The sequence below is a fragment of the Bradyrhizobium sp. USDA 4472 genome (genome assembly GCF_054058595.1).
On record NZ_JBSSAM010000001.1, the window covers coordinates 1,661,927 to 1,683,353 of the forward strand.

The following is a 21,427-nucleotide window of genomic DNA, read 5'->3' on the forward strand; positions in this document are numbered from 1 at the left end:
GCCGAACCGGGCGTCCGCCCCTAAAAAACCCTCGCCGGCGCGTTAGAAGCGCGCTGTGCGGGATGACAACGGTCATTGAAGGAGACGAAACATGGCAGTCCGCGTGGCAATCAACGGTTTTGGCCGCATCGGCCGCAACGTCCTGCGGGCGATCGCGGAGTCGGGGCGCAAGGACATCGAGGTCGTCGGCATCAACGACCTCGGCCCGGTCGAGACCAACGCTCATCTCCTTCGTTACGACAGCGTCCATGGCCGCTTCCCCGGCACGGTGACGGTCGAGGGTGACTCGATCAGCCTCGGCAATGGCAAGATCAAGGTGAGCGCCGAGCGCGATCCCTCGAAGCTGCCGTGGAAGGATCTCGGCGTCGACATCGCGCTGGAGTGTACCGGCATCTTCACCTCGAAGGACAAGGCCTCCGCGCATCTGACCGCCGGCGCCAAGCGCGTGCTGGTCTCCGCGCCCGCTGACGGCGCCGACGCCACCATCGTCTACGGCGTCAACCACGAGACGCTGACCAAAGATCACATGGTCGTCTCCAACGGCTCCTGCACCACCAACTGCCTCGCGCCGATCGCCAAGGTGCTGAACGACCTCGTCGGCATCGAGACCGGCTTCATGACCACGATCCACGCCTACACGGGCGACCAGCCGACCCTGGACACGCTGCACAAGGATCTCTACCGCGGCCGTGCGGCTGCGATGTCGATGATCCCGACCTCGACCGGCGCCGCCAAGGCCATCGGCCTCGTGCTGCCCGAGTTGAAGGGCAAGCTCGACGGCGTTGCGATCCGCGTGCCGACCCCGAACGTCTCGGTCGTCGACCTCAAGATCGTCGCCAAGCGCGCCACCGACGCCAAGGAAATCAACGCGGCGATGAAGCGCGCCTCGGAGCAGCAGCTCAAGGGCGTGCTCGGCTACACCAACGCGCCGAACGTCTCGATCGACTTCAACCACGATCCGCACTCCTCGACCTTTCACGAGGACCAGACCAAGGTGCAGAACGGCACGCTGGTGCGCGTGATGTCCTGGTACGACAACGAGTGGGGTTTTTCGAACCGCATGGCGGACACCGCCGTTGCGATGTCGAAGGTGATCTAACTCCGCTCTCGTGTCCCGGACGCGACGCAGCGTGAAACGCTGCTTCGCAGATCCGGGACCCATGTTCCTCCAGCGTAGGTCCCGGTTCTGCACAGCGGCGCTTCGTGCCGCAATGCGCCCGGGACAAGAGAGTCAGAGATGACCAACAAATTCCGCACCCTCGACGACGTCGACGTGAAGGGCAAGCGCGTGCTGCTGCGCGTCGATCTCAACGTGCCGATGGACAACGGCCGCGTCACGGACGCGACCCGGCTCGAGCGCGTCGCGCCGACCATCACCGAAATCTCGGACAAGGGCGGCAAGGTCATCCTGCTCGCGCATTTCGGCCGGCCCAAGGGCCGCGACGCCAAGGATTCGCTTCTGCCGGTCGCGCAGGCGCTGGCGCAGGTCGTGAAGAAGCCTGTCGCGTTCGCCGACGACTGCATCGGCGAGCCCGCCGCCAAGGCGGTTGCAGCCCTGAAGGACGGCGAGATCCTCTGCCTGGAAAACACCCGCTTCCATAAAGAAGAAGAGAAGAACGATCCGGCCTTCGTCGCAGAATTGGCAAAGCTCGGCGACATCTGGGTCAGCGACGCGTTCTCGGCCGCGCACCGCGCCCATGCCTCGACCGAAGGCCTCGGCCACAAGCTGCCGGCCTATGCCGGCCGCACCATGCAGGCCGAGCTCGATGCGCTCGAGAAGGCGCTGGGCTCGCCGACCAAGCCCGTCATCGCCATCATCGGCGGCGCCAAGGTCTCGACCAAGATCGATCTCCTGGAAAACCTCGTCACCAAGGTCGACGCGCTCGTGATCGGCGGCGGCATGGCCAACACCTTCCTGCACGCCCAGGGCGTCGGCGTCGGCAAGTCGCTGGCCGAGAAGGACCTCGCGCCGACCGCACTGCGGATCATGGAGAAGGCGGACGCCGCCAACTGCGCCATCATCCTGCCGGTCGACGCCACTGTCGCCTATCACTTCGCGGCGAATGCGCCCTCGCACGCCTACGGCCTCGATGCGATCCCGGCCGACGGCATGATCCTGGACGTCGGCCCGCAGTCGATCGCGCGCATCCACGCGGCCATCGACGATGCTGCGACGCTGGTCTGGAACGGGCCGCTCGGCGCCTTCGAAATGCAGCCGTTCGACCGCGGCACGGTCGCTGCGGCCAAGCACGCCGCGGAGCGCACCAAGGCCAAGAAGCTGGTTTCGATCGCGGGCGGCGGCGACACTGTGGCTGCCCTCAACCAGGCCCAGGTTGCCGGCCGGTTCACCTATGTCTCGACCGCCGGCGGCGCATTCCTTGAATGGATGGAGGGCAAGCCTCTGCCCGGCGTCGAAGTTCTGCGCACCAAGTAATTCGCCGACGAGAAGCAAGCGGCCCTGAGGGCCCAAAGGGAGAAATGACAGATGGCTCGGATCACGTTGCGTCAATTGCTCGACCATGCGGCTGAGAACGATTACGGCGTACCGGCCTTCAACATCAACAACATGGAGCAGGCGCTGGCGATCATGGACGCGGCCAACCAGGTCGACGCGCCCGTCATCATCCAGGCCTCGCGCGGCGCCCGCTCATACGCCAACGACGTCATGCTCAAGCACATGATGGACGCGGTCACCGAAATCTATCCGCACATTCCGGTCTGCGTGCATCTCGATCACGGCAACGAGGCCGCGACCTGCATGACCGCGATCCAGGCCGGCTTCACCTCGGTGATGATGGACGGCTCGCTGAAGGCCGACGGCAAGACCCCGGGCGACTGGAATTACAATGTCGGCGTCACCAAGACCGTGACCGACATGGCCCATCTCGGCGGCATCTCGGTCGAGGGTGAACTCGGCGTCCTCGGCTCGCTCGAAACAGGCATGGGTGACAAGGAAGACGGCCACGGCGCCGAAGGCAAGCTCAGCCACGACCAGCTGCTGACCAATCCGGACGAGGCCGTGAAGTTCGTGCAGGAGACCAAGGTCGACGCGCTCGCGATCGCCATGGGGACTTCTCACGGCGCCTACAAATTCACCCGCAAGCCTGACGGCGACATCCTCGCCATGAACGTGATCGAGGAGATCCACCGCAAGCTGCCGAACACCCATCTCGTCATGCACGGCTCCTCCTCAGTGCCGCAGGACCTGCAGGACATCATCAACGCCTATGGCGGCAAGATGAAGCCGACCTGGGGCGTGCCTGTTGCCGAGATCCAGCGCGGCATCAAGAACGGCGTGCGCAAGATCAACATCGACACCGACAACCGGATGGCCATGACGGGCCAGATCCGGAAAGTGCTCAAGGACAATCCGGAAGAGTTCGATCCGCGCAAGTATCTGAAGCCGGCGATGGAGGCCATGACCAAGCTGTGCAAGCAGCGGCTCCAGGAGTTCAATACCGCGGGGCAAGCCGCCAAGTTCAAGAAGATCCTGACCCCCGCCGAGATGGCCAAGCGCTACGCCAAGGGCGAGCTGGATCCCAAGGTCGCGTAAGCGATCGCGAAGGTGGCGTAAGCTTGAACCGCTCTATCCTCCCCCTCTCCCCGCTTGCGGGGAGAGGTGGGTCTTCCCAGGGGCGCTGGCAGTGGACTCGCGAAGAGAGTCCCCCTCACCCGGAATCCGCGCTGATCGCGCGCATTCCGGCCTCTCCCCGCAAGCGGGGAGAGCCGAACAACCCCGGCCTCCCCCCGTTACCCTGCGACCAACGTTAACTCGGCAATAGCCCGAGAACGGTCTAACTTCACAGGCAAGGGCAGAATCGTTTTGGGAGGACCTCTCGATGAATCTGACTGAGCTCAACAGGGTTGCGACCGCCATGGTCGCGCCGGGCAAGGGCATCCTTGCCGCCGACGAATCCTCCGGCACCATCAAGAAGCGGTTCGACGCCATCGGCGTGGAATCGACCGAAGCCAACCGTCGCGACTATCGCGAGATGCTGTTCCGCGCGAGGGAGGCCATGAGCCAGTACATCTCCGGCGTGATCCTCTATGACGAGACGATCTGGCAGGATGCAAAGGACGGCACGCCGCTCGTCAAGCTGATCGAGAGTAGCGGCGCCATTCCCGGCATCAAGGTCGACGAGGGCACGCAAGCCCTGCCGATGTGCCCGGGCGAACTCGTCACCGTGGGGCTCGACAAGCTCGCCGAACGCTTGAAGAAATATTACGAGCGCGGCGCGCGTTTCGCCAAATGGCGCGCCGTGATCGATATTGCGAGCGGCATCCCCTCGATGACCGCGATCAGCGTCAATGCCCACGCACTGGCACGTTACGCCGCGCTGTGCCAGGCCGCGCAGATCGTGCCGATCGTCGAGCCTGAAGTGCTGATGGATGGCGATCACGACATCGATCGCTGCTATGATGTGACGACACGCGTGCTCAACAAGACCTTCCAGGAGCTGCGCCTGCAGCGCGTCGCGCTCGAGGGCATGGTGCTGAAGCCGAACATGGCGATCTCGGGCAAGAAATGCGCAAAGCAGGCCTCCGTCGAGGAGGTCGCCGAGAAGACGATCCGGCTGCTGAAGGCTTGCGTGCCCGCGGCGGTGCCCGGCATCGCCTTCCTCTCCGGCGGCCAGTCGGACGAAGAGGCGACCGCGCATCTCAACGCCATGCACAAGCTCGGTCCGCTGCCCTGGGGCCTGACCTTCTCCTACGGCCGGGCGCTGCAGGCCGCGCCGCAGAAGGCCTGGTCGGGTCGGCCTGAGAATGTTACGGCCGGGCAGAACGCATTCAGCCATCGCGCCCGCATGAACGGCCTCGCCTCCCGGGGCGAATGGCAAAGCAGCCTGGAACAGAAGGCAGCCTAGATCTTGTCGAACAAACCGCCTCCGCCGCGCCCGGCGCCGCGCCTCTATCTCTCGACGCCCGTGGTCGATGATCCCGCCGCGCTCCTCGCCGGCTTGCCTGACCTGCTCGCGGCAGCCGATGTCGCGGCCGTGCTGGTGCGGCTGAAGGAGACCGACCAGCGCACCATGATCTCGCGGATCAAGGCGCTGGCGCCGGTCGTGCAGAATGCGGGCGCGGCCCTGCTCGTCGACGGCCATCCTGAAATCGTCGCGCGCGGCGGCGCCGATGGCGCGCATCTGCCCGGTATCGCCGCGCTGAAAGAGGCGCTGCCATCGCTCAAACCCGATCGCATCGCCGGCGTCGGCGGGCTGACGACGCGACACCATTCCATGGATGCAGGCGAGATCGGCGCGGATTATTTGCTGTTCGGCGAGCCGGACGCGAAGGGACAGCGGCCGTCGTCACAGGCGATCGCGGAGCGGCTGGACTGGTGGGCCGAGCTGTTCGAGCCGCCCTGCGTCGGCTACGCCATTTCGTTGGAAGAGGCTCACGACTTCGCCGCCAGCGGCGCCGATTTCGTGCTGGTCGGCGATTTCATCTGGGCCGATCCGCGCGGGCCCAAGGCCGCCCTGATCGAGGCCGACGGCGCGATCAAGAAGGCCTTCACGGCTGTTGCGGCGGGTCAGAGCCAGCGCCCGGCATGACGCTCCCGCGCATCACCCTTCTGACCACGCTGCTGCTGGCGACACCCGCGCTCGCGCAGCTCCAGATCACGCCGCCGGCCACCATCCCGAGCGCTCCGGCTGAGAAGCCGAAGCCTAAAGAGCCGGCCAAGGACAAGCCCAAGGTCGCGCCGCACACGATCACCAAGAAGAAGGAAGCCGCGCCAGCGCCAAAGCCGTCGGCGTCGCCGACCCCGGCGCTGCCTGCGACGGTGATCCCCGCACCAGCCCCCGACAATCCCAACGTCGATCTGGTGTTCGGCGCCTATCAGCGCGGCCAGTACAAGACCGCCTTCGAACTCGCCAGCGCGCGCGCCAAGACCGGCGACGCCAAGGCGATGACCATGCTGGGCGAGCTCTATTCCAATGCGATGGGGATCAGGCGCGACTACGCCAAGGCGATCGAGTGGTACAAGCGCGCGTCCGATGCCGGCGACCGCGAGGCGATGTTCGCGCTCGCCATGCTGCGCATCGCCGGCCGCGGCGGCCCGGTCGACAAGGGGGAGGCGGTCAAGCTGATGGCTTCCGCCGCCAAGCTCGGCGAGCCCAAGGCGGCCTATAACCTCGCTTTGCTTTATCTCGACGGACAAACCCTGCCGCAGGACGTCAATCGCTCCGCCGAGCTGTTGCGCCAGGCGGCCGATGCCGGCTTGCCGGAGGCGCAATACGCGCTTGCGACCTTCTACAAGGAAGGCACCGGAGTGCCGAAGGACCTCGAACGGTCGGTGCGGCTGCTCCAGGCCGCCTCGCTGGCCGACAATGTGGATGCCGAGGTCGAATATGCCATAGCCCTGTTCAACGGCACCGGCACGCCCCAGAACCAGCCCGCAGCCGTCGCGTTGCTGCGCAAGGCGTCCCGCCAGGGCAGCGCGATTGCCCAGAACCGCCTCGCCTGGGTCCTGATCAACGGAATGGGCACATCGGTGGACAAGGTCGAGGGATTCAAATGGCATCTGGTCGCCAAAACCGCCGGCAAGGGCGACCCGGAGCTCGACAAGCAGTTTTCCGAGCTGCCGGCCGACGACCGCGCCAAGGCGGAGGCCGCGGCCAAAAAATGGCTTGGGGCACGATGACCTGAGGCAATGACTTGACGCAATGACTTGACGTTTGCCCCCTCGCGAGGCACCCCATCTCCTCAAATGGCGTGGTTCCGCGCCCCTCCCCCGTCAAAGACTGATCTCATGCTGTATTCCGCCACTATCAACGTCATGGTCAAAGCCGCGCGCCGGGCCGGCCGCAGCCTCAAGCGCGATCTCGGCGAGATCGAGCATCTCCAGGTCTCGCTCAAGGGCCCGGCCAATTTCGTCACCCTCGCGGACAAGCGCGCCGAGGAGATCCTCTACCAGGACCTCTCCAAGGCGCGGCCCGGCTACGGCTTCATCGGCGAGGAAGGCGGCACTCGCGAGGGCAGCGACAAGAGCCACACCTGGGTCGTCGATCCCCTTGATGGCACCACCAACTTTCTGCACGGGATCCCGCAATTCGCGATCTCGATCGGGCTCGTGCGCGAGGGCACCATCATCGCGGGCGTGATCTACAACCCCGCCAATGACGAGCTCTACATCGCCGAGCGGGGCAAGGGCGTCTTCCTCAACGACCAGCGCCTGCGCGTGGCCGGCCGGCGCCAGCTCCACGAATGCGTCGTGGCCTGCGGCCTGCCCCACATCGGCCGCGGCGACCACGAGGAATTCCGCCGCGAGATGGCCGCGATCCAGGACCGTGTCGCAGGCCTGCGCCGCTTCGGCGCCGCCTCACTCGACCTGGCCTTCGTCGCCGCCGGCCGCCTCGACGGCTATTGGGAGCGCAACCTGCAATCCTGGGACATCGCCGCCGGCGTGCTGATGGTGCGCGAAGCCGGTGGCACCGTGAGCGATATCGCGACCCCAGGCGATCCACTGGTGACCGGGCATGTGGTGTGCGGGAATGAATTCGTGCACGGGGAGCTGGTGAAGATTTTGCGGAAGTAGGAGGCCGCGCAATTGCGGCCTGCAGACTCACATCGCGCAGCCTCTTACCACGCCACCCATTTGCGGCCGTGCCAATAGCCGCGGCCCTCGTGCTCGCGGAAGGCAAACTTTTCGCGCGGACCCCAGTGCCAATTGTCCTCATGGACGACGACACCCGCTTCGTGCGGAAACTCGTAGGCCTCATGCGTATGCCAGCAGGTGTGGCCCCGGCAGACCATCGCCGCCGACGCGGTGAAGCTCGACATCACAAGCACGCCGGTGCCGACGGCGGCAGCGGCAAGCATCTTCTGCAACATTCGGACGATTTCTCCGTGGAACCCCGAACCCCGCGTGCAAGCAGATTGCTCGGCGTTCGGTTCCCTCGGAGAAAGATGAAGCTTTCGTAAGGATACGGGCGACGGCTCGATCTGCAGAACTCAAGAATCGTCGTCTTCCGATTCCTCCTCGCGATATTCACCGCCGAGGGTCAGGCCCTCGATCGTCGTGGCGCCTTTCGCCTTGATCACCCGGCGAAGCGGGACCGAGCTCTCGCTTCGCAACGCCTCCATCAGTTGCTCCGAATGGGTGACGATCCAGATGTCGGCGCGGCGTGAGGCCCTGACGATCAACCGGGCCAATGGCGCCAGCAGCGACGGATGCAGGCTGGTCTCGGGTTCGTTCAGTGCAATGAACGGCGGCAATCGATAGCCCATGAACACCGCGAGCAGGCAAATGTATTTCAGCGTCCCGTCGGACAATTCGTGAGCCCTGAACGGCCGCGGCATATCCGTCAGTTGCAGGTCAAAATCACACAGGCCGCCTTCCTCCCAGGCGCGGAGCTCAGCGCCCGGAAATGCATCCTCGACTGCGTCCTGCAGGTCGGTGGCATCTCCCCTGATTGTATAAAGTGTCGCCAGCGCCGCGGCCAAATCGGTGCCATCGGCGCTGAGCGAAGGCGTCGTGATCGCCAGACAGGGCTTACGTATCGGTGAGGCCGGATCAGTACGGAAGTCATGATAGAACCGCCAGCCCAGCATCGCGGCTCTGACCAATTGGATTTCAGGGCATTCCTGGCCATCGGAAAAGCCCGCAAGCGCCGTCTCTGACGGCAACACCGCATCCTTGTGGTTTATCCATGCGCCGCTGTCGCCGCGGACGCTGACGAGCGAATTCTTTCGTTCCATCATTTGAACGGTGCGCTTGCCCCGCGTCGCCTCGATGCTTTCGCTCTTGATCATCGGCTCGCCGGAAAACGCCGCCTCGAGCGGGGCGGGAAATCCGAGCTCAATGGAATATCTGATGCTGTCGAATCTGGCTGATAACCGCAGCCGTCCGTCTTCACCGCGTTTGCGGAGCCCGGACCAGCACACCGAATTCAATCCGCCTTCGTCGGCGATCGTGCGCGTGATCCGCCCGGTCGCCGCGTCGCGCAACAGCGACAGGGACTTGTAGAGGTTGGATTTGCCGACGCCATTCTCGCCGACAAAGACGGACAGCGGGTGGATTGGTATGGAGAGCCGCCTAATAGAGCGATAGTTCGAGATCGCAATGTCGGTCAGACGCATCACACGCTCTCAATGGGCAGGCTCTACGTGCATTCGCGGTGGTGCGCGAGTGCACATCCTTTCAATCCAGGGATGCAGTCTGGATCGACGCCTCAGGGAAAGCAAGCCGAAGGCCTGTTGGACCTTAGTGGCCGGCTCCCGCCGGCGCAGGCGGTCCATACGTCTCAGCCTTTTTCTCTTCCTTCTCCCTGTCCCCCGCCAGCACACGCTGCACGGAGACGAAGAACACCGGCACCATCAGCAGCGCCAGGATCACGACGGCGATCATGCCGCCCATCACGACGGAGCCGAGCGCTTGCTGGCTGGCGCCGCCGGCGCCGTGGGCGATGGCCATCGGCAGCACGCCGCAGATGAAGGCAAGACCCGTCATCAGGATCGGGCGGAAGCGCAGGCGGCAGGCTTCGATCGTCGCTTCCACCAGCGGCTTGCCTTCTTTGCGCAGATCCTTGGCGAACTCGATGATCAGGATCGCATCCTTGGCGGCGAGGCCGATGATGGTGATCAGGCCGACGGTGAAATAGACGTCGTTGGGCAGGCCGCGCAACATGGCCGCGACCACGGCGCCGACGATGCCAAGCGGCACGGTGAGCAGCACCGCGAGCGGGATGGTCCAGCTCTCGTACAGTGCCGCGAGACACAGAAACACTACGAAAACGGAGAGTGCCAGCAGGAACGGCGCCTGCGAGCCCGACAGCTTCTCCTGGAGGGACTGTCCGGTCCATTCATAGCCGAAGCCGCGCGGCAGCTTGCCGGCGAGCCTCTCCATCTCGGCGATGGCATCGCCCGAGGTGAAGCCGGGCTTCGCCTCGCCCGAGATGCGCACCGCCGGATAATAGTTGAAGCCGGCGATCTGGGTCGGGCCGCGCGACCATTCGACGGTGGCGAAGGAGGAGAACGGCACCAGCTGGCCGCGGCTGTTCTTGACGTTGTAGTTGAGGATGTCCTCGGTCTTCATGCGGTCGCGGCTGTCGGCCTGCACCACGACGCGCTGCATGCGGCCGCGGTTCGGGAAATCGTTGATGTAGTTCGAGCCGAGATTGGTCGAGATCGTATTGTTGATGTCCTCGAAGGTGACGCCGAAGGCGCCGGCTTTCTCGCGGTCGATCACGAGATTGACCACGCCGGCCTCGGGCAGGCCTTCGACATAGACCTTCTGAAGCACCGGGCTGGCATTGGCCTCCGCGACCAACCGGTCGGCGGCCTTCATCAGCGCCGGATAGCCCTTCTGGCCGCGATCCTGCAGGCGGAACGAGAAGCCGGAGGAGTTGCCGAGATTGTCGATCGGCGGCGGCTGCAGCGCCGAGATCTTGGCGTCGCGGATCGAGGCGGACAGATCGCGGTTGATGTCATTGACAACAGCCGCCGCTGAATCCTTCGGCCCGCGCTCCGACCAGTCCTTCAAGGTGATGAAGGCCTGCGCAGTGTTCATGCCCTGGCCGGAAAAGCTGAAGCCGGTAAGAAAGGTGACGTTATCGACACCCGGCCGTTGCGCCAAATATTTTTCCACCTTCTCGATCACGGCCTCGGTGCGGCCGTAGGAGGAGTCGGACGGCGCCTGCACGTCGGTGGTGACAAAGCCCTGGTCATCGACGGGCAGGAAGCCGCCGGGCAGGCTGACGAAGGCCCAGGACAGGCCAACCAGCAGCGCAGCATAGACCAGCATCAGGCGGCCGGTGCGCTTGAGCGAGAAACCGACCGTGCGGGAATAACCTTCCTTGCCGCCTTCGAGCATGCGATTGAACCAACCGAACACGCCGCGCCTCGCATGGCCGTGGCCGGCCGCGACAGGCTTGAGCAAGGTCGCACACAGCGCCGGCGTCAGCGAGAGCGCCAGGAAGGCGGAGAAGCCGATCGCTGCAATCATCGTCACCGAGAACTGGCGATAGATGATGCCGACCGAGCCAGGAAAAAACGCCATCGGCACGAACACCGCCATCAGCACCAGCGTAATGCCGATGATCGCGCCTGATATCTGCGACATGGCTTTCCGCGTCGCGTCCTTCGGCGACAGGCCTTCCTCCGCCATGATGCGCTCGACGTTCTCCACCACGACGATGGCGTCGTCGACGAGGATGCCGACCGCGAGCACCATGCCGAACATGCCGAGCATGTTGATGGAGTAGCCGGCGAGCAGCAGCGTGGTGCAGGCGCCGAGCAACGCCACCGGCACCACGATGGTCGGGATGATGGTGTAACGGATGTTCTGCAAGAAAAGGAACATCACCACGAATACCAGCACCACGGCCTCTAACAGCGTCGACAGCACCTTCTTGATCGAGGCCTCGACCACGGGCGTGATGTTGTAGGGGATCTCGTAGGAGATGTTGGCCGGGAAGAAGCGCGACAGCTCCTTCATCTTCGCCTCGACCGCGCTCGCGGTCGCCAGCGCGTTGCCGGTCGGCGACATCAGCACGGATAGACCCGCGGTCGGCTTGCCGTCAAGGCGAGTGTTGAACTGGTAGCTGAGACCGCCGACCTCGATCCGGGCGACGTCACGCAACCGCACGGTCGAACCGTCCGCGTTGGCGCGCAGGATGATGGCGCCGAATTCATCCGGCGAGGCCAACTGGCCCTTGACCAACACCAAAGCCGAGGTGCGCTGGGTCGCGGCCGACGGCTCGGCGCCGATGCTGCCAGAGGCAACTTGTGCATTCTGAGCGGATATCGCCTTGTTGACGTCGTCAGCGGTCAGCCCATAGCCGACGAGTTTTGCCGGATCGACCCAGACGCGAAGGCTGCGTTCGGTCGAATAGAGCGTGGCACGGCCGACGCCGGGGATACGGCGGATTTCACCGAGCACGTTGCGGATCATGAAGTCGCCGAGACCGACTTCGTCGAGACTGCCGTCCGTCGAATTCAATGTAATGATCTGAAGCACCGCACTCGAGGCTTCCTCGATCAGGATGCCTTGCTGGATCACCGCGCGTGGCAGGCGCGCCTCGACGCGCTTGATGCGGTTCTGCACCTCGACCGAGGCCGCGCTGGTATCGGTACCCGGCTGGAAATTGGCTGTAATCTCGACCTGGCCGAGCGAGTCGCTGGTGGATTCGAAGTTGAGGATGCCGGAGGCGCCGTTCAGTTCCTCCTCGATCAGCCGCGTGACGCTGTTGTAGAGGTTTTCCGGCGACGCGCCCGGGTAGCTCGTCGAGATCGAGATCGAGGGCGGCGCGATGATCGGATATTGCGCGATCGGCAGCAGCGGGATCGAGATCGCGCCCATCAGACAGATGAACAGCGCGACGACCCAGGCGAAAATCGGCCTGTCGATGAAGAAGCTCGGCATGCGGCGTTACCGCGTGGCCTGCTGCGTGTGCCTGACGTCCGCGCCCGCCTCGGCCTCGGACCAGGACTGCGGCTTGACCTTGTCGCCGGCTGCGAACTTCTGGAAGCCTTCGACCACGACCTTGTCGCCGGCCTTCAGGCCCTCGGTGACGAACCAGACGCCGTCCTGCACCGAACCGGTGCGAATCGGCTGCACCGCGACGCGATTGTCGCCCTTGACGACGAACACCTGGCTGCCGCCGCCGCCGTTGCGCTGGACGGCCTGCTGCGGCACTGCGATGGCGTCGCTATCGAGGCCCTGCTCGGTGCGGACGCGGACATACATGCCGGGCAGCAGTTCGCCCCTGGGATTGCGGAACTCGCCGCGCAAGGTCACCTGGCCGGTATGGGCATCGACCTTGGCATCGGAGAACAGCAATTTGCCGTCCAGCCCATAGGTGGTGTTGTCGTCGAGCACGAGGCGAACCTTGGCAGCATCGGCCGCGATGCGATCGAGATCGCCGCTCTCGAAAGCGCGGCGCAGCTGATTGAGCTCCGTCACCGACTGGGTGAAGTCGGCATAGACGGGATCGAGTTGCTGCACGGTGGCGAGATTGGTCTCGTTCTGCACGACCAGCGCGCCTTCGCTGACCAGCGCCGCGCCGACCACGCCGTCGATCGGCGCGCGCACGGTCGCATAATCGAGGTTGAGCTTTGCCCGCGCGAGCTCGGCTTTGCGCCCTTCCACTTCGGCCTTGGCCTGTAGCTCGGCGGCGATGGTCTTTTCGTTCTCGGCTTCGGGCGCGGCGCGCTGGCTGGTCAACGTCGCGATGCGGCGCGCCTGCTGCTGCGCCTGCTTCAACGCAGCATCGGCCTTGGCGAGCGCCGCCTCGTTGGCCATCACCTCGACCTCGAAGGGACGCGGATCGATGCGATAGAGCGGATCGCCCGCCTTCACCTCGCCGCCCTGGCGAAACAACCGCTCGACCACGATGCCTGACACACGCGGCCGCACCTCGGCAACGCGCGTCGGCGAGATCCGACCCGGCAGCTCACGAACCACGGCGCGCGGTTGCGGCTTGACCGTGACGATGCTGACATCGGGTTCGACAGGCTGCGCGGCAGAGACGGCGGACGAAGATTCGTCGCAAGCCGATAGCAGCGGCGCAAAGGCCGCGAGCATCATTGCAACGCATGCCGATCGCGCTCGAAGTCCTGACATGAAGTAGCGTGCCCCAAGATTGTTGAAACCGATCGAGCGTCGCGCGAGCCCGTTCTGGACTATCGCGACTGGTGCCGCCAAAATAGAATGGACGCGCCGCGACGCAACGGATCGCGCGGGCGGCTCAATGTCACACGCCGCTATGGCGCTGACTTCAGGCTGATTTTTTGGATTCACCGGATTGTGAGTCAGGTTCCGTCACGGCCCGCTGCGACAGAACATCGCGTTCAGTTGACCGCCGCCTTCATCCTGTAGTGGCTGACGCCCCACTCCGTTCCGTCGGCATAACCAAACAGGCCTGCGGTGGCGAGAAAGAACCAGCGCCAGCGCCGCATCCACGACGCGATGTCATCACCGTAGATCTTGCGCAAGGAGGATTCGATCGCGTCGCGATGAGCGTCGAAATTGGCGAGCCAGTCGTTCGCCGTTCGCTGATAATGAGCGCCGCTCCAGCGCCATTCCTTCTCGACCCGGAAGATATCATCATATTGCCTGACGAGCTGATGGCTCGGCATTACGCTGCCGGTGAAGAAATGCTGCGCGATCCAGTCTTCGCGATTGGTGCGGTCGAAGACATAGGAGCCGGCGCGATGGGTGAAGATGTGGATGAAGAAGCGCCCGTCGGGCGCCAGCCATGATCGCACGCGCGTCATCAGCTTGCGCCAGTTCATCATGTGCTCGAACATCTCGACCGAGACGATGCGGTCGTACTGGCCCTCCGGCGCGAACACGTTCATGTCTGATGTGACGACGCGCAGGTTCAGCAGGCCGCGCTGGCGCGCGATCTCCTCGACATAGGCGCGCTGCGATCGCGAGCTCGACACCGCCGTCACCTTGGCATGCGGAAACTGCCGCGCGATCCACAGCGACAGCGAGCCCCAGCCGCAGCCGAGTTCGAGGATGGTCTGCCCGTCGGCGAGGCCGGCATGCGCGACGGTCTGGCGCAATGCCTCCTCCTCAGCTTCCTGGAGCGGCGTTGCATCGGTCTTGTAGAAGCAGGAGGAGTATTTGCGGTTCGGGCCCAGCACCTGCGCAAAGAAGGACGCAGGCAATTCGACATTCCTCATCTCAATGCCAGCGCCGTCTCCGGTGATCGGCCGCAACATCATCCGGCCGGCGAACGCGGCATCGTCGACCGCATCAAGCGCCGCGAGGCGGGTTGCGGTGCGGGAGCACAGGCCCTGGATTGCGGCGCGGACCACCACGTCGGGCAAGGGCACGCGTTCGGCAGTCCCCATGATCGCGGAAACAACGCTCACGCAGCCCCTCCCCTGGCCAGGTCCCGGCGGCCGGAAGCAGCACGATCGCCGCGCAAAAGCCGAGGCCAGCCTACGGGATGCCGAAGTTTTGCAGCCTATGTGGCGTATCAAAGCCCGGTTTCAGCTTTGGGTTCCGCGGCTCCTTCCCGAAATCCGCACATCCGGCGCTTTTTTTGGACGGGCGCTGTGCCATAGTGTGGGATGCAAGCAAGCTTTCGTAACGGATGATACCGGCCATGCCGCCAGGCGCCTCGCCCCGCTCCTCCCTCAACATCGAGTACACGAAACTGTCCTCCCCCAGCGTCTTCCTGGTGCGGATGCTGGTTTTCCTGGTGCTGTGCGCGCTGGTGGGCGTGGTGCTCTACAAGCAGATCATCCAGGCCTTTTTCGCCAATCCCGGGCTGAACGCCCTGATCGGGGCGGTGCTGTTCATCGGCATCGTGCTGGCCTTCCGCCAGGTCATCCGGCTCTATCCTGAGGTCTCCTGGGTCAACAATTTCCGCATCGCCGATCCCGGCCTGGCACCGGCCCGGCATCCCAAGCTGCTGGCGCCGATGGCGATGATCCTGGGCGGTGAACGCACCGGGCGGATGTCGATCACGCAAACGACGATGCGTCATCTGCTCGATTCGATCGCGACCCGCCTGGACGAGGCCCGCGACATCTCCCGCTACATGACCGGCCTGTTGGTGTTCCTCGGCCTGCTCGGCACCTTCTGGGGCCTGATCGAGACGGTCGGCTCGGTCGGCAAGGTGATCGACGGGCTCAAGGTCGGCGGCGATGCCGGCGCGCTGTTCGACACGCTGAAGGAGGGCCTGGCCGCCCCGCTCGGCGGCATGGGCATTTCGTTCTCGAGCTCGCTGTTCGGTCTCGCGGGCTCCCTGATCCTCGGCTTCCTCGATCTGCAATCGAGCCAGGCGCAGAACCGCTTCTACACCGACCTCGAAGACTGGCTCGCCACCACCGTGCGCGAATACGGCAGCGGCGAAGTCGCCGCCGTCGCGAGCAGTGGCGGCGGCGTTGCCAGCGGCGAGCTTCAGGCGGCCGTCGAGCGCCTGCGCTCCGTGCTCGAGGAAGGCAGCGCCAGCCGCGGCACCACGGCGGCCATGGCGAGCCTCGCCGAAGCGATCCAGGCGCTGGTCTCGCATATGCGCACCGAGCAGCAGATGATCCGCGAATGGGCCGACGGCCAGGGCGAGCAGAACCGCGAGATCCGCCGCCTGCTGGAGCGCATCGCGCGCCAGCCCGAGAAGAGTTAAGCAATCAGCATTTGAGAGGCGAGCATGGCTCTAGCCCGCGGCCGCCGCAGCGAAGGCGCCTTCAACTACTGGCCCGGATTCGTCGACGCTCTGTCGACGCTGGTGCTCTCCATCGTGTTCCTGCTCTCGGTGTTTCTGGTCGTGCAGTTCTTCCTGTCGCAGGAGGTGACCGGCAAGGACAAGGCGCTGGAGCAGCTCAACGCCAAGATCGCCCAGCTCACCGAACTGCTGTCGCTGGAGAAGCTCGGCAAGCTCTCGCTCGACGACCAGGTGTCGCAGCTCAAGGCCGGCCTCGCCTCGGCCGAGAGCGAACGCGACCGCATGAAGGGCCTCTATGAGGGCCTGGCCAATGCCGGTAACGACGCGCAAGGAAAGACCGCCGAGCTCGGCAAGGCGCTGGACTCGGAGAAGGCGGTCTCGGCGCGGGCGCTGGCGCAGATCGAGGTTTTGAACCAGCAGATCAGCGCGCTGCGCCGGCAATTGGCTGCGCTCGAAGAGGCGTTGGATGCTAGCGAGAAGCGCGACAAGGAATCGCAGAACCGCATTGCCGATCTCGGCTCACGGCTGAACGTGGCGCTGGCACAGCGCGTGCAGGAATTGTCGCGCTACCGCTCGGAGTTCTTCGGGCGCTTACGCGCCATTCTCGGCAACCGTCCTGACATCCGCGTTGTCGGCGACCGCTTCGTGTTCCAGTCCGAAGTGTTCTTCGACACCGGACAGGCAACGCTGCTGCCGGAGGGCAAGGCCGAGCTCGACACGGTGGCGGCCGCGCTGATCGAGCTCGACAAGAAGATTCCGAGCGAGATCGCTTGGGTGCTGCGCGTCGACGGCCACACCGACGTGCGGCCGGTCAACGGCCCGAACTTCAAGTCGAATTGGGACCTGTCGTCGGCGCGCGCGATCTCGGTGGTGCAATATCTGATCTCGCTCGGCGTCCCTGCCCAGCGCCTGGTAGCCGCCGGCTTCGCCGAATTCCAGCCGCTCGACACAGGCAACACCGAAGAGGCCTACAAGCGCAACCGCCGCATCGAGCTGAAGCTGACGGAGCGGTAGTGAGCGCGCTTCGCCTTCGCCCCTATGTGGACTCCGACGAAGCGGCGACGATCGAGCTGTGGCTTCGCACCTGGCAGCAGGCCTATCCGCAGATCGACTTCACTGCGCGCCTGGGCTGGTGGCGCGCGCGCTGGCGCAACGAGCTGGTGCCGAAGGCCCAAATCGTGGTCTCGGAACAAGATGGCGCACTGACCGGTTTCGTGACCATCGATGGTGAAGGTTATCTCGACCAGCTTGTGGTTGACCCCAATCACTGGGGGTCGGATGCGGCGCATCTGCTGGTCGACGAAGCAAAACGCCTGTCATCCTCAGGCGTCACGCTGCTCGTCAACAAGGACAACGCCCGGGCCATCCGCTTCTACGAGCGCAACGGCTTTGCCCATGCCGGCGAGGATGTGAACCCGACATCGGGCCGGCCGGTGCTGAAGATGGTGTGGCGGCCGTGACGGCAAGCAGATGGAGGGGATCGATGCGGCTGAGCGATCTGGCCAAGGGGTCTTCGGTGTTTCTCGGCGTCATCGTCGCCGGCTATGTGTCGACGGTTTACGTTGATCAGCGGCTTGCGGCGCCGTCCGAGGCGACGAATGGGGCGGCAAGTGAGACGACTGGTCCGTCTGCACCAACGAGCACTCCTGCTCCGACCGACAGCCCGGCTCCGGCCAACGGCGGCTCGGCCTGCATCGGCGAGGGCGGCAGCTGGAAGAACTGGCCGTGGCCGAACGTGCCGATGGGCTCGCCGAAGTGCCCGTGAGGTGTGAAACCTCACACCCCCTCGAACTGTAACCTCGCCAGCCGCGCATAGAGCCCGTTCGCCGCCACGAGCTCGGCATGTGTGCCGTGCTCGACGATCTTGCCCTGGTCCATCACCAGGATGCGGTCGCAGGAGAGAACGGTGGCGAGGCGATGCGCGATCACCAGCGTGGTGCGATGGGCCATCAGCTCCTCGAGCGCGGTCTGCACCAGCGTCTCGCTTTCTGCGTCCAGCGCGGAAGTCGCTTCATCCAGCAGCAACAGCGGCGCATCGCGCAGGATGGCGCGCGCGATCGCGATGCGCTGGCGCTGGCCGCCAGACAGCGTCACACCGCGCTCGCCGAGTGGGGTGTCAAAGCCTTCGGGCAGGCGGCGGATGAACTCGCTGGCATGCGCGAGATCGGCGGCACGCTCGACCTCGGCGTCATCGGCATCGGGCCGGCCGAAGCGGATGTTCTCGCGGGCGCTGGCGGCGAACACGTTGGACTCCTGCGGCACCAAAGCGATGCGGGCCCGGAAATCGCGCGGATCGGCTGATTTCACCGGGACACCATCGAGCGAGATCGCGCCGCTGCGCGGATCGTAGAAGCGCAGCAGCAGATGAAAGATCGTGCTCTTGCCGGCACCGGACGGGCCGACGATCGCGACCTTCTCGCCGGGCCGCACCGTGAACGACACGGCATCCAGCACTTTCACGTCGGGCCGCGCCGGATAGGCGAAGCTGACGTGATCGAAACCGACCTCGCCGCGCCCCGGCACGGGCAATGCGCGCGGCGATGCGGGTGCCGCGATCTCCGGCTTCACGTGCAGGATCTCGAACAAGCGTTCGGCGGCGCCCGATGCCGCCGACACCTCGCCCCAGACCTCGCTGAGCTGGCCGAGGCCTGCGGCCGCGAAGGCCGCGTAGAGCACGAACTGGCCGAGCCGGCCGGGCGTGATCGCGCCTGTCAGCACGTCATGCGAGCCGATCCAGAGAATCGCGACCACGCTAGCGAACACGATGAAGATGACAATGGCGGTGAGAACCGCGCGAGCCTGGGTCGAAGTGCGGGCGGCCTCATAGGCCTGCTCGACCTCGCCGCCGAACCGCTTCGCGGCGAGCCCTTCGCTGGTATAGGCCTGCACGGTGCGGATCGCGCCGACCAGTTCGCCGGCATAGGCGGAGGCATCGGCGAGCGTGTCCTGCGCGTTGCGCGACAGCCGCCGCACCCAGCGCCCGAACGCGACCAGCGGCAGCACGATCACGGGAATCGCCAGCAGCACGAAGCCTGACAGCCGCGGGCTGGTAATGACCATCATGGCTGCCGCGCCCAAAAACATCATCAGGTTGCGCAGCGCTATCGACACGGAGGCCCCGACCGCGGATTTGATCTGCGTCGTGTCGGCGGTGAGCCGCGACACCAGTTCGCCGCTGCGCGCGGAATCGAAGAAGGATGGCGACAGCGACAGCAGGTGCCCGAACACGTCGCGCCGGAGATCGGCGACGATGCGCTCGCCGATCGTCATCACAAGGTAGTAGCGCGAGGCGCTCGCGAGCGCGAGCACGGCGACGACCGCGATCATCACCGAGAAATAGCTGTTGATCAGCGCGATGCCCTCAGGCGTCAGGCCGAAATCGATCATCCGGCGCACCGCGACCGGCACCAGCAGCGTGGTCAGCGCGGCGATCGTCAGCGCGACCAAAGCAAGCGCTGCGCGGCCGCGATAGCGGGCTACGTAAGGCGCGAGCGCCATCAGCGGTCGCAGCCTGGCGCGGCCTTTCGCAGGCTGCTCGATCAGTTCCACCTCGATCGACGGGGCTTCTGCGGGCCTGGTTTCAAGCCGTTCAACTGCGCTCATTGGAATCCGACCAAAAGAGAGACTTCGCTCCACATAGGCCCCGGGAGGAGGCGAGGCAAATCCGGGTTGTCCCTTAGGGGAGGACCCGGTTCTGCTGTTCCGACAATGGCTTGTTTTAGGGGCCTCCGTGCGGTATAGACCGCCGCAAATCCGTCATCGATAGTCACTCAAGCAAGGCGCCGGGCGCCCCAGGAATTGCCATGAAAGCCGAAATTCATCCGGATTATCATACGATTAAGGTCGTGATGACCGACGGAACCGAGTACCTGACCCGCTCCACCTGGGGCAAGGAAGGCGACACGCTGAACCTCGACATCGACCCGAAGTCGCACCCGGCCTGGACCGGCGGCAACGCCCAGATCATGGACCGCGGCGGTCGCGTTTCGCGCTTCCAGAAGAAGTTTTCGGGCTTCCTCAAAAAGGATTGATCCGGCCGCAGGGCTGGAGACGAAAACGCCCCCGGGAGACCGGGGGCGTTTTTGTTTGGCTTCATTCCGGGGCGACTGGCAGAGCCGAAACCGGAACCTCCAGATTCCGGGTTCGCGCTTCGCGCGCTCCGGAACGATTGCGAACAATCTTACCGCTCGAACGCGGCCTTCAGCGCGTTGAGCTGCGGCACCAGCGGATTGCCGATCGCGATGTGGTCGGCCGGAGGGGTGTGGATGGTGGTGTCGAGCCGGCGCACGCGGGTCTGCAGGCTCATCGAGCGATCGATCAGGTCCTGGAGCTGCGTCGGCAGCTTCTCGAGGGTGTCGGCGGGCCCGGGATCGGCGGCGCTGAGCTTGACCTTGGTCTTCTCGCGATTGGCCTGAACCAGCGTCATCTCGCCTTCCTTCACGGCGCGGTGCAGCAACAGCCACGAGGCGAGCTGCATCAGGCGCGTGGTCAGGCGCATGCTCTCAGTCGCATAGGTGAGGCTGACGGCGCGGTCGAGCGCCTTGGCCTCGGTCCGGCCGGCGCCGTCGAGATAGGCGGCGGTCTCTTCGACGAGATCCATGCCCTCGCGGAACAGGAGGCCGAATGCTGCGGAATTGGTGAACCGCTCGCTGAGTTGAACGAGAGCACCTTCGGCTTGCAAACGTTCCATGGTTAACGCCCCTTACGCAACTGTTTACCTGTCCGGCTTTGGCGCCGGCTTATGATGAACAAATCATTGCGCGAGCGAACCGCGGAGTCCAGCGGCAAGCGCGGATATGGTTTCCGGGGGTCATTCCGGGAAATTCAATCAGGAATAGACGCAAAAAAGAGCCGCCGGAGACCGGCGGCTTTGAAAGTTGATAACAGGGAGGCGTCAAACAGAGTGGACAGGAGCCACTCGGTGTCCAAACGAGGACAGTTCCAGTCATAAACTCGAAAGCTTAATGGCGTGTAAACGAACGAATTTTTTGAGGGTTCGTTAGCCATGTCGGTCACTGGCCGAGCGGGGTGCGCTCCGCCGGCAGAAAGGGAGTTTCTCGGCCTACGACTTGAAAAAACTGTTCGCCGCATCGCGCGAGGCGCGCTTCTTGGTGGCAGCTTCCTCCAGCCTGCCGATCTCGGTCTTCAGCAGAGCAACGCGCTCGGTCAGTTCCTCGACCGACAACAGTGAGAGATCCTGTCCGATCTCATGGGTGACTTTCTTCCGCGGGCGGTCATCGTCTTCCGTCGGCATCGTCGTTCCTCCTGCGTTCGCGGATCATCACACGGGTGAGGCGGTTGCCAGCCCG

20 protein-coding genes are annotated in these 21,427 nt (G+C 64.8%); 12 read left to right on the forward strand and 8 right to left on the reverse strand.

Annotation, left to right across the window (positions count from 1 at the left end; translation table 11 throughout):
- The first annotated feature begins 91 nt into the window (after window positions 1-91).
- The 7 genes from gap (at window position 92) to ACVWZ4_RS07505 (ending at window position 7,534) form a co-directional block, all read left to right on the forward strand.
- Window positions 92-1,099, forward strand: a complete 1,008-nt coding sequence (gene gap, locus ACVWZ4_RS07475; protein WP_456701268.1) for a type I glyceraldehyde-3-phosphate dehydrogenase — start codon at window positions 92-94, stop codon at window positions 1,097-1,099.
- A 138-nt stretch (window positions 1,100-1,237) separates the two neighbouring features.
- Window positions 1,238-2,434, forward strand: a complete 1,197-nt coding sequence (locus ACVWZ4_RS07480; protein ID WP_456701267.1) for a phosphoglycerate kinase — start codon at window positions 1,238-1,240, stop codon at window positions 2,432-2,434.
- A gap of 51 nt (window positions 2,435-2,485) precedes the next feature.
- Window positions 2,486-3,553, forward strand: a complete 1,068-nt coding sequence (fba, locus tag ACVWZ4_RS07485; protein WP_092227131.1) for a class II fructose-bisphosphate aldolase — start codon at window positions 2,486-2,488, stop codon at window positions 3,551-3,553.
- A 286-nt stretch (window positions 3,554-3,839) separates the two neighbouring features.
- Entirely contained in the window at window positions 3,840-4,865 is a 1,026-nt protein-coding gene (locus tag ACVWZ4_RS07490; protein ID WP_456740001.1) for a class I fructose-bisphosphate aldolase, read from the forward strand.
- Window positions 4,866-4,868: 3 nt separating this feature from the next.
- A complete protein-coding gene (locus tag ACVWZ4_RS07495) occupies window positions 4,869-5,549 on the forward strand; it encodes a thiamine phosphate synthase (RefSeq protein ID WP_456701265.1) in 681 nt (226 codons plus the stop codon).
- Entirely contained in the window at window positions 5,546-6,640 is a 1,095-nt protein-coding gene (locus tag ACVWZ4_RS07500; RefSeq protein WP_456736269.1) for an HcpA family protein, read from the forward strand. The genes ACVWZ4_RS07495 and ACVWZ4_RS07500 overlap by 4 nt, the downstream gene beginning before the upstream one ends.
- 108 nt (window positions 6,641-6,748) lie before the next feature.
- Window positions 6,749-7,534, forward strand: coding sequence for an inositol monophosphatase family protein (locus ACVWZ4_RS07505; protein ID WP_456740002.1), 786 nt, complete (start codon window positions 6,749-6,751; stop codon window positions 7,532-7,534).
- Window positions 7,535-7,578: 44 nt separating this feature from the next.
- Here the strand turns inward: ACVWZ4_RS07505 and ACVWZ4_RS07510 are convergent, their stop codons facing one another.
- The 5 genes from ACVWZ4_RS07510 to ACVWZ4_RS07530 all read right to left on the reverse strand — a co-directional run bounded on the left by ACVWZ4_RS07510 (window position 7,579) and on the right by ACVWZ4_RS07530 (window position 14,820).
- Window positions 7,579-7,830, reverse strand: coding sequence for a hypothetical protein (locus tag ACVWZ4_RS07510; protein ID WP_456740003.1), 252 nt, complete (start codon window positions 7,828-7,830; stop codon window positions 7,579-7,581).
- A 120-nt stretch (window positions 7,831-7,950) separates the two neighbouring features.
- The gene (locus ACVWZ4_RS07515; protein ID WP_456740004.1) at window positions 7,951-9,078 is read right to left on the reverse strand and encodes an AAA family ATPase; all 1,128 of its coding nucleotides are present in this window, start codon (window positions 9,076-9,078) and stop codon (window positions 7,951-7,953) included.
- Window positions 9,079-9,202: 124 nt separating this feature from the next.
- Window positions 9,203-12,361, reverse strand: coding sequence for a multidrug efflux RND transporter permease subunit (locus ACVWZ4_RS07520; protein WP_456740005.1), 3,159 nt, complete (start codon window positions 12,359-12,361; stop codon window positions 9,203-9,205).
- Between the two features lie 6 nt (window positions 12,362-12,367).
- A complete protein-coding gene (locus tag ACVWZ4_RS07525) occupies window positions 12,368-13,561 on the reverse strand; it encodes an efflux RND transporter periplasmic adaptor subunit (RefSeq protein WP_456740006.1) in 1,194 nt (397 codons plus the stop codon).
- Window positions 13,562-13,788: 227 nt separating this feature from the next.
- Entirely contained in the window at window positions 13,789-14,820 is a 1,032-nt protein-coding gene (locus tag ACVWZ4_RS07530; protein ID WP_456740007.1) for an SAM-dependent methyltransferase, read from the reverse strand.
- 236 nt (window positions 14,821-15,056) lie between these two features.
- Here ACVWZ4_RS07530 and ACVWZ4_RS07535 point away from each other — a divergent pair, with 236 nt between their 5' ends.
- The 4 genes from ACVWZ4_RS07535 to ACVWZ4_RS07550 are packed head-to-tail and all read left to right on the forward strand — an operon-like array spanning window position 15,057 to window position 17,883.
- A complete protein-coding gene (locus ACVWZ4_RS07535) occupies window positions 15,057-16,079 on the forward strand; it encodes a flagellar motor protein MotA (protein ID WP_456701257.1) in 1,023 nt (340 codons plus the stop codon).
- Window positions 16,080-16,103: 24 nt separating this feature from the next.
- Window positions 16,104-17,132, forward strand: coding sequence for a peptidoglycan -binding protein (locus ACVWZ4_RS07540; protein WP_456701256.1), 1,029 nt, complete (start codon window positions 16,104-16,106; stop codon window positions 17,130-17,132).
- Window positions 17,132-17,578 carry a GNAT family N-acetyltransferase gene (locus tag ACVWZ4_RS07545; protein WP_456740008.1) on the forward strand — a complete coding sequence of 149 codons (447 nt, stop codon included), beginning with the start codon at window positions 17,132-17,134 and terminating at the stop codon, window positions 17,576-17,578. Before ACVWZ4_RS07540 ends, ACVWZ4_RS07545 begins: the two co-directional genes overlap by 1 nt.
- 23 nt (window positions 17,579-17,601) lie before the next feature.
- Window positions 17,602-17,883, forward strand: coding sequence for a hypothetical protein (locus ACVWZ4_RS07550; protein WP_456701254.1), 282 nt, complete (start codon window positions 17,602-17,604; stop codon window positions 17,881-17,883).
- Window positions 17,884-17,894: 11 nt separating this feature from the next.
- Here the strand turns inward: ACVWZ4_RS07550 and ACVWZ4_RS07555 are convergent, their stop codons facing one another.
- Complete coding sequence (locus ACVWZ4_RS07555) at window positions 17,895-19,721, reverse strand: ABC transporter ATP-binding protein/permease (RefSeq protein ID WP_456701253.1); 1,827 nt, start codon at window positions 19,719-19,721, stop codon at window positions 17,895-17,897.
- 200 nt (window positions 19,722-19,921) lie between these two features.
- Here ACVWZ4_RS07555 and rpmE point away from each other — a divergent pair, with 200 nt between their 5' ends.
- On the forward strand, window positions 19,922-20,149 hold the full coding sequence (gene rpmE / locus ACVWZ4_RS07560) for a 50S ribosomal protein L31 (RefSeq protein WP_011084323.1): 228 nt from the start codon (window positions 19,922-19,924) through the stop codon (window positions 20,147-20,149).
- Window positions 20,150-20,298: 149 nt separating this feature from the next.
- Here the strand turns inward: rpmE and rcdA are convergent, their stop codons facing one another.
- Window positions 20,299-20,808, reverse strand: coding sequence for a protease adaptor protein RcdA (gene rcdA / locus ACVWZ4_RS07565; RefSeq protein WP_456701252.1), 510 nt, complete (start codon window positions 20,806-20,808; stop codon window positions 20,299-20,301).
- 372 nt (window positions 20,809-21,180) lie between these two features.
- Entirely contained in the window at window positions 21,181-21,372 is a 192-nt protein-coding gene (locus ACVWZ4_RS07570) for a DUF1192 domain-containing protein (protein ID WP_456701251.1), read from the reverse strand.
- Window positions 21,373-21,427 lie beyond the last annotated feature (55 nt).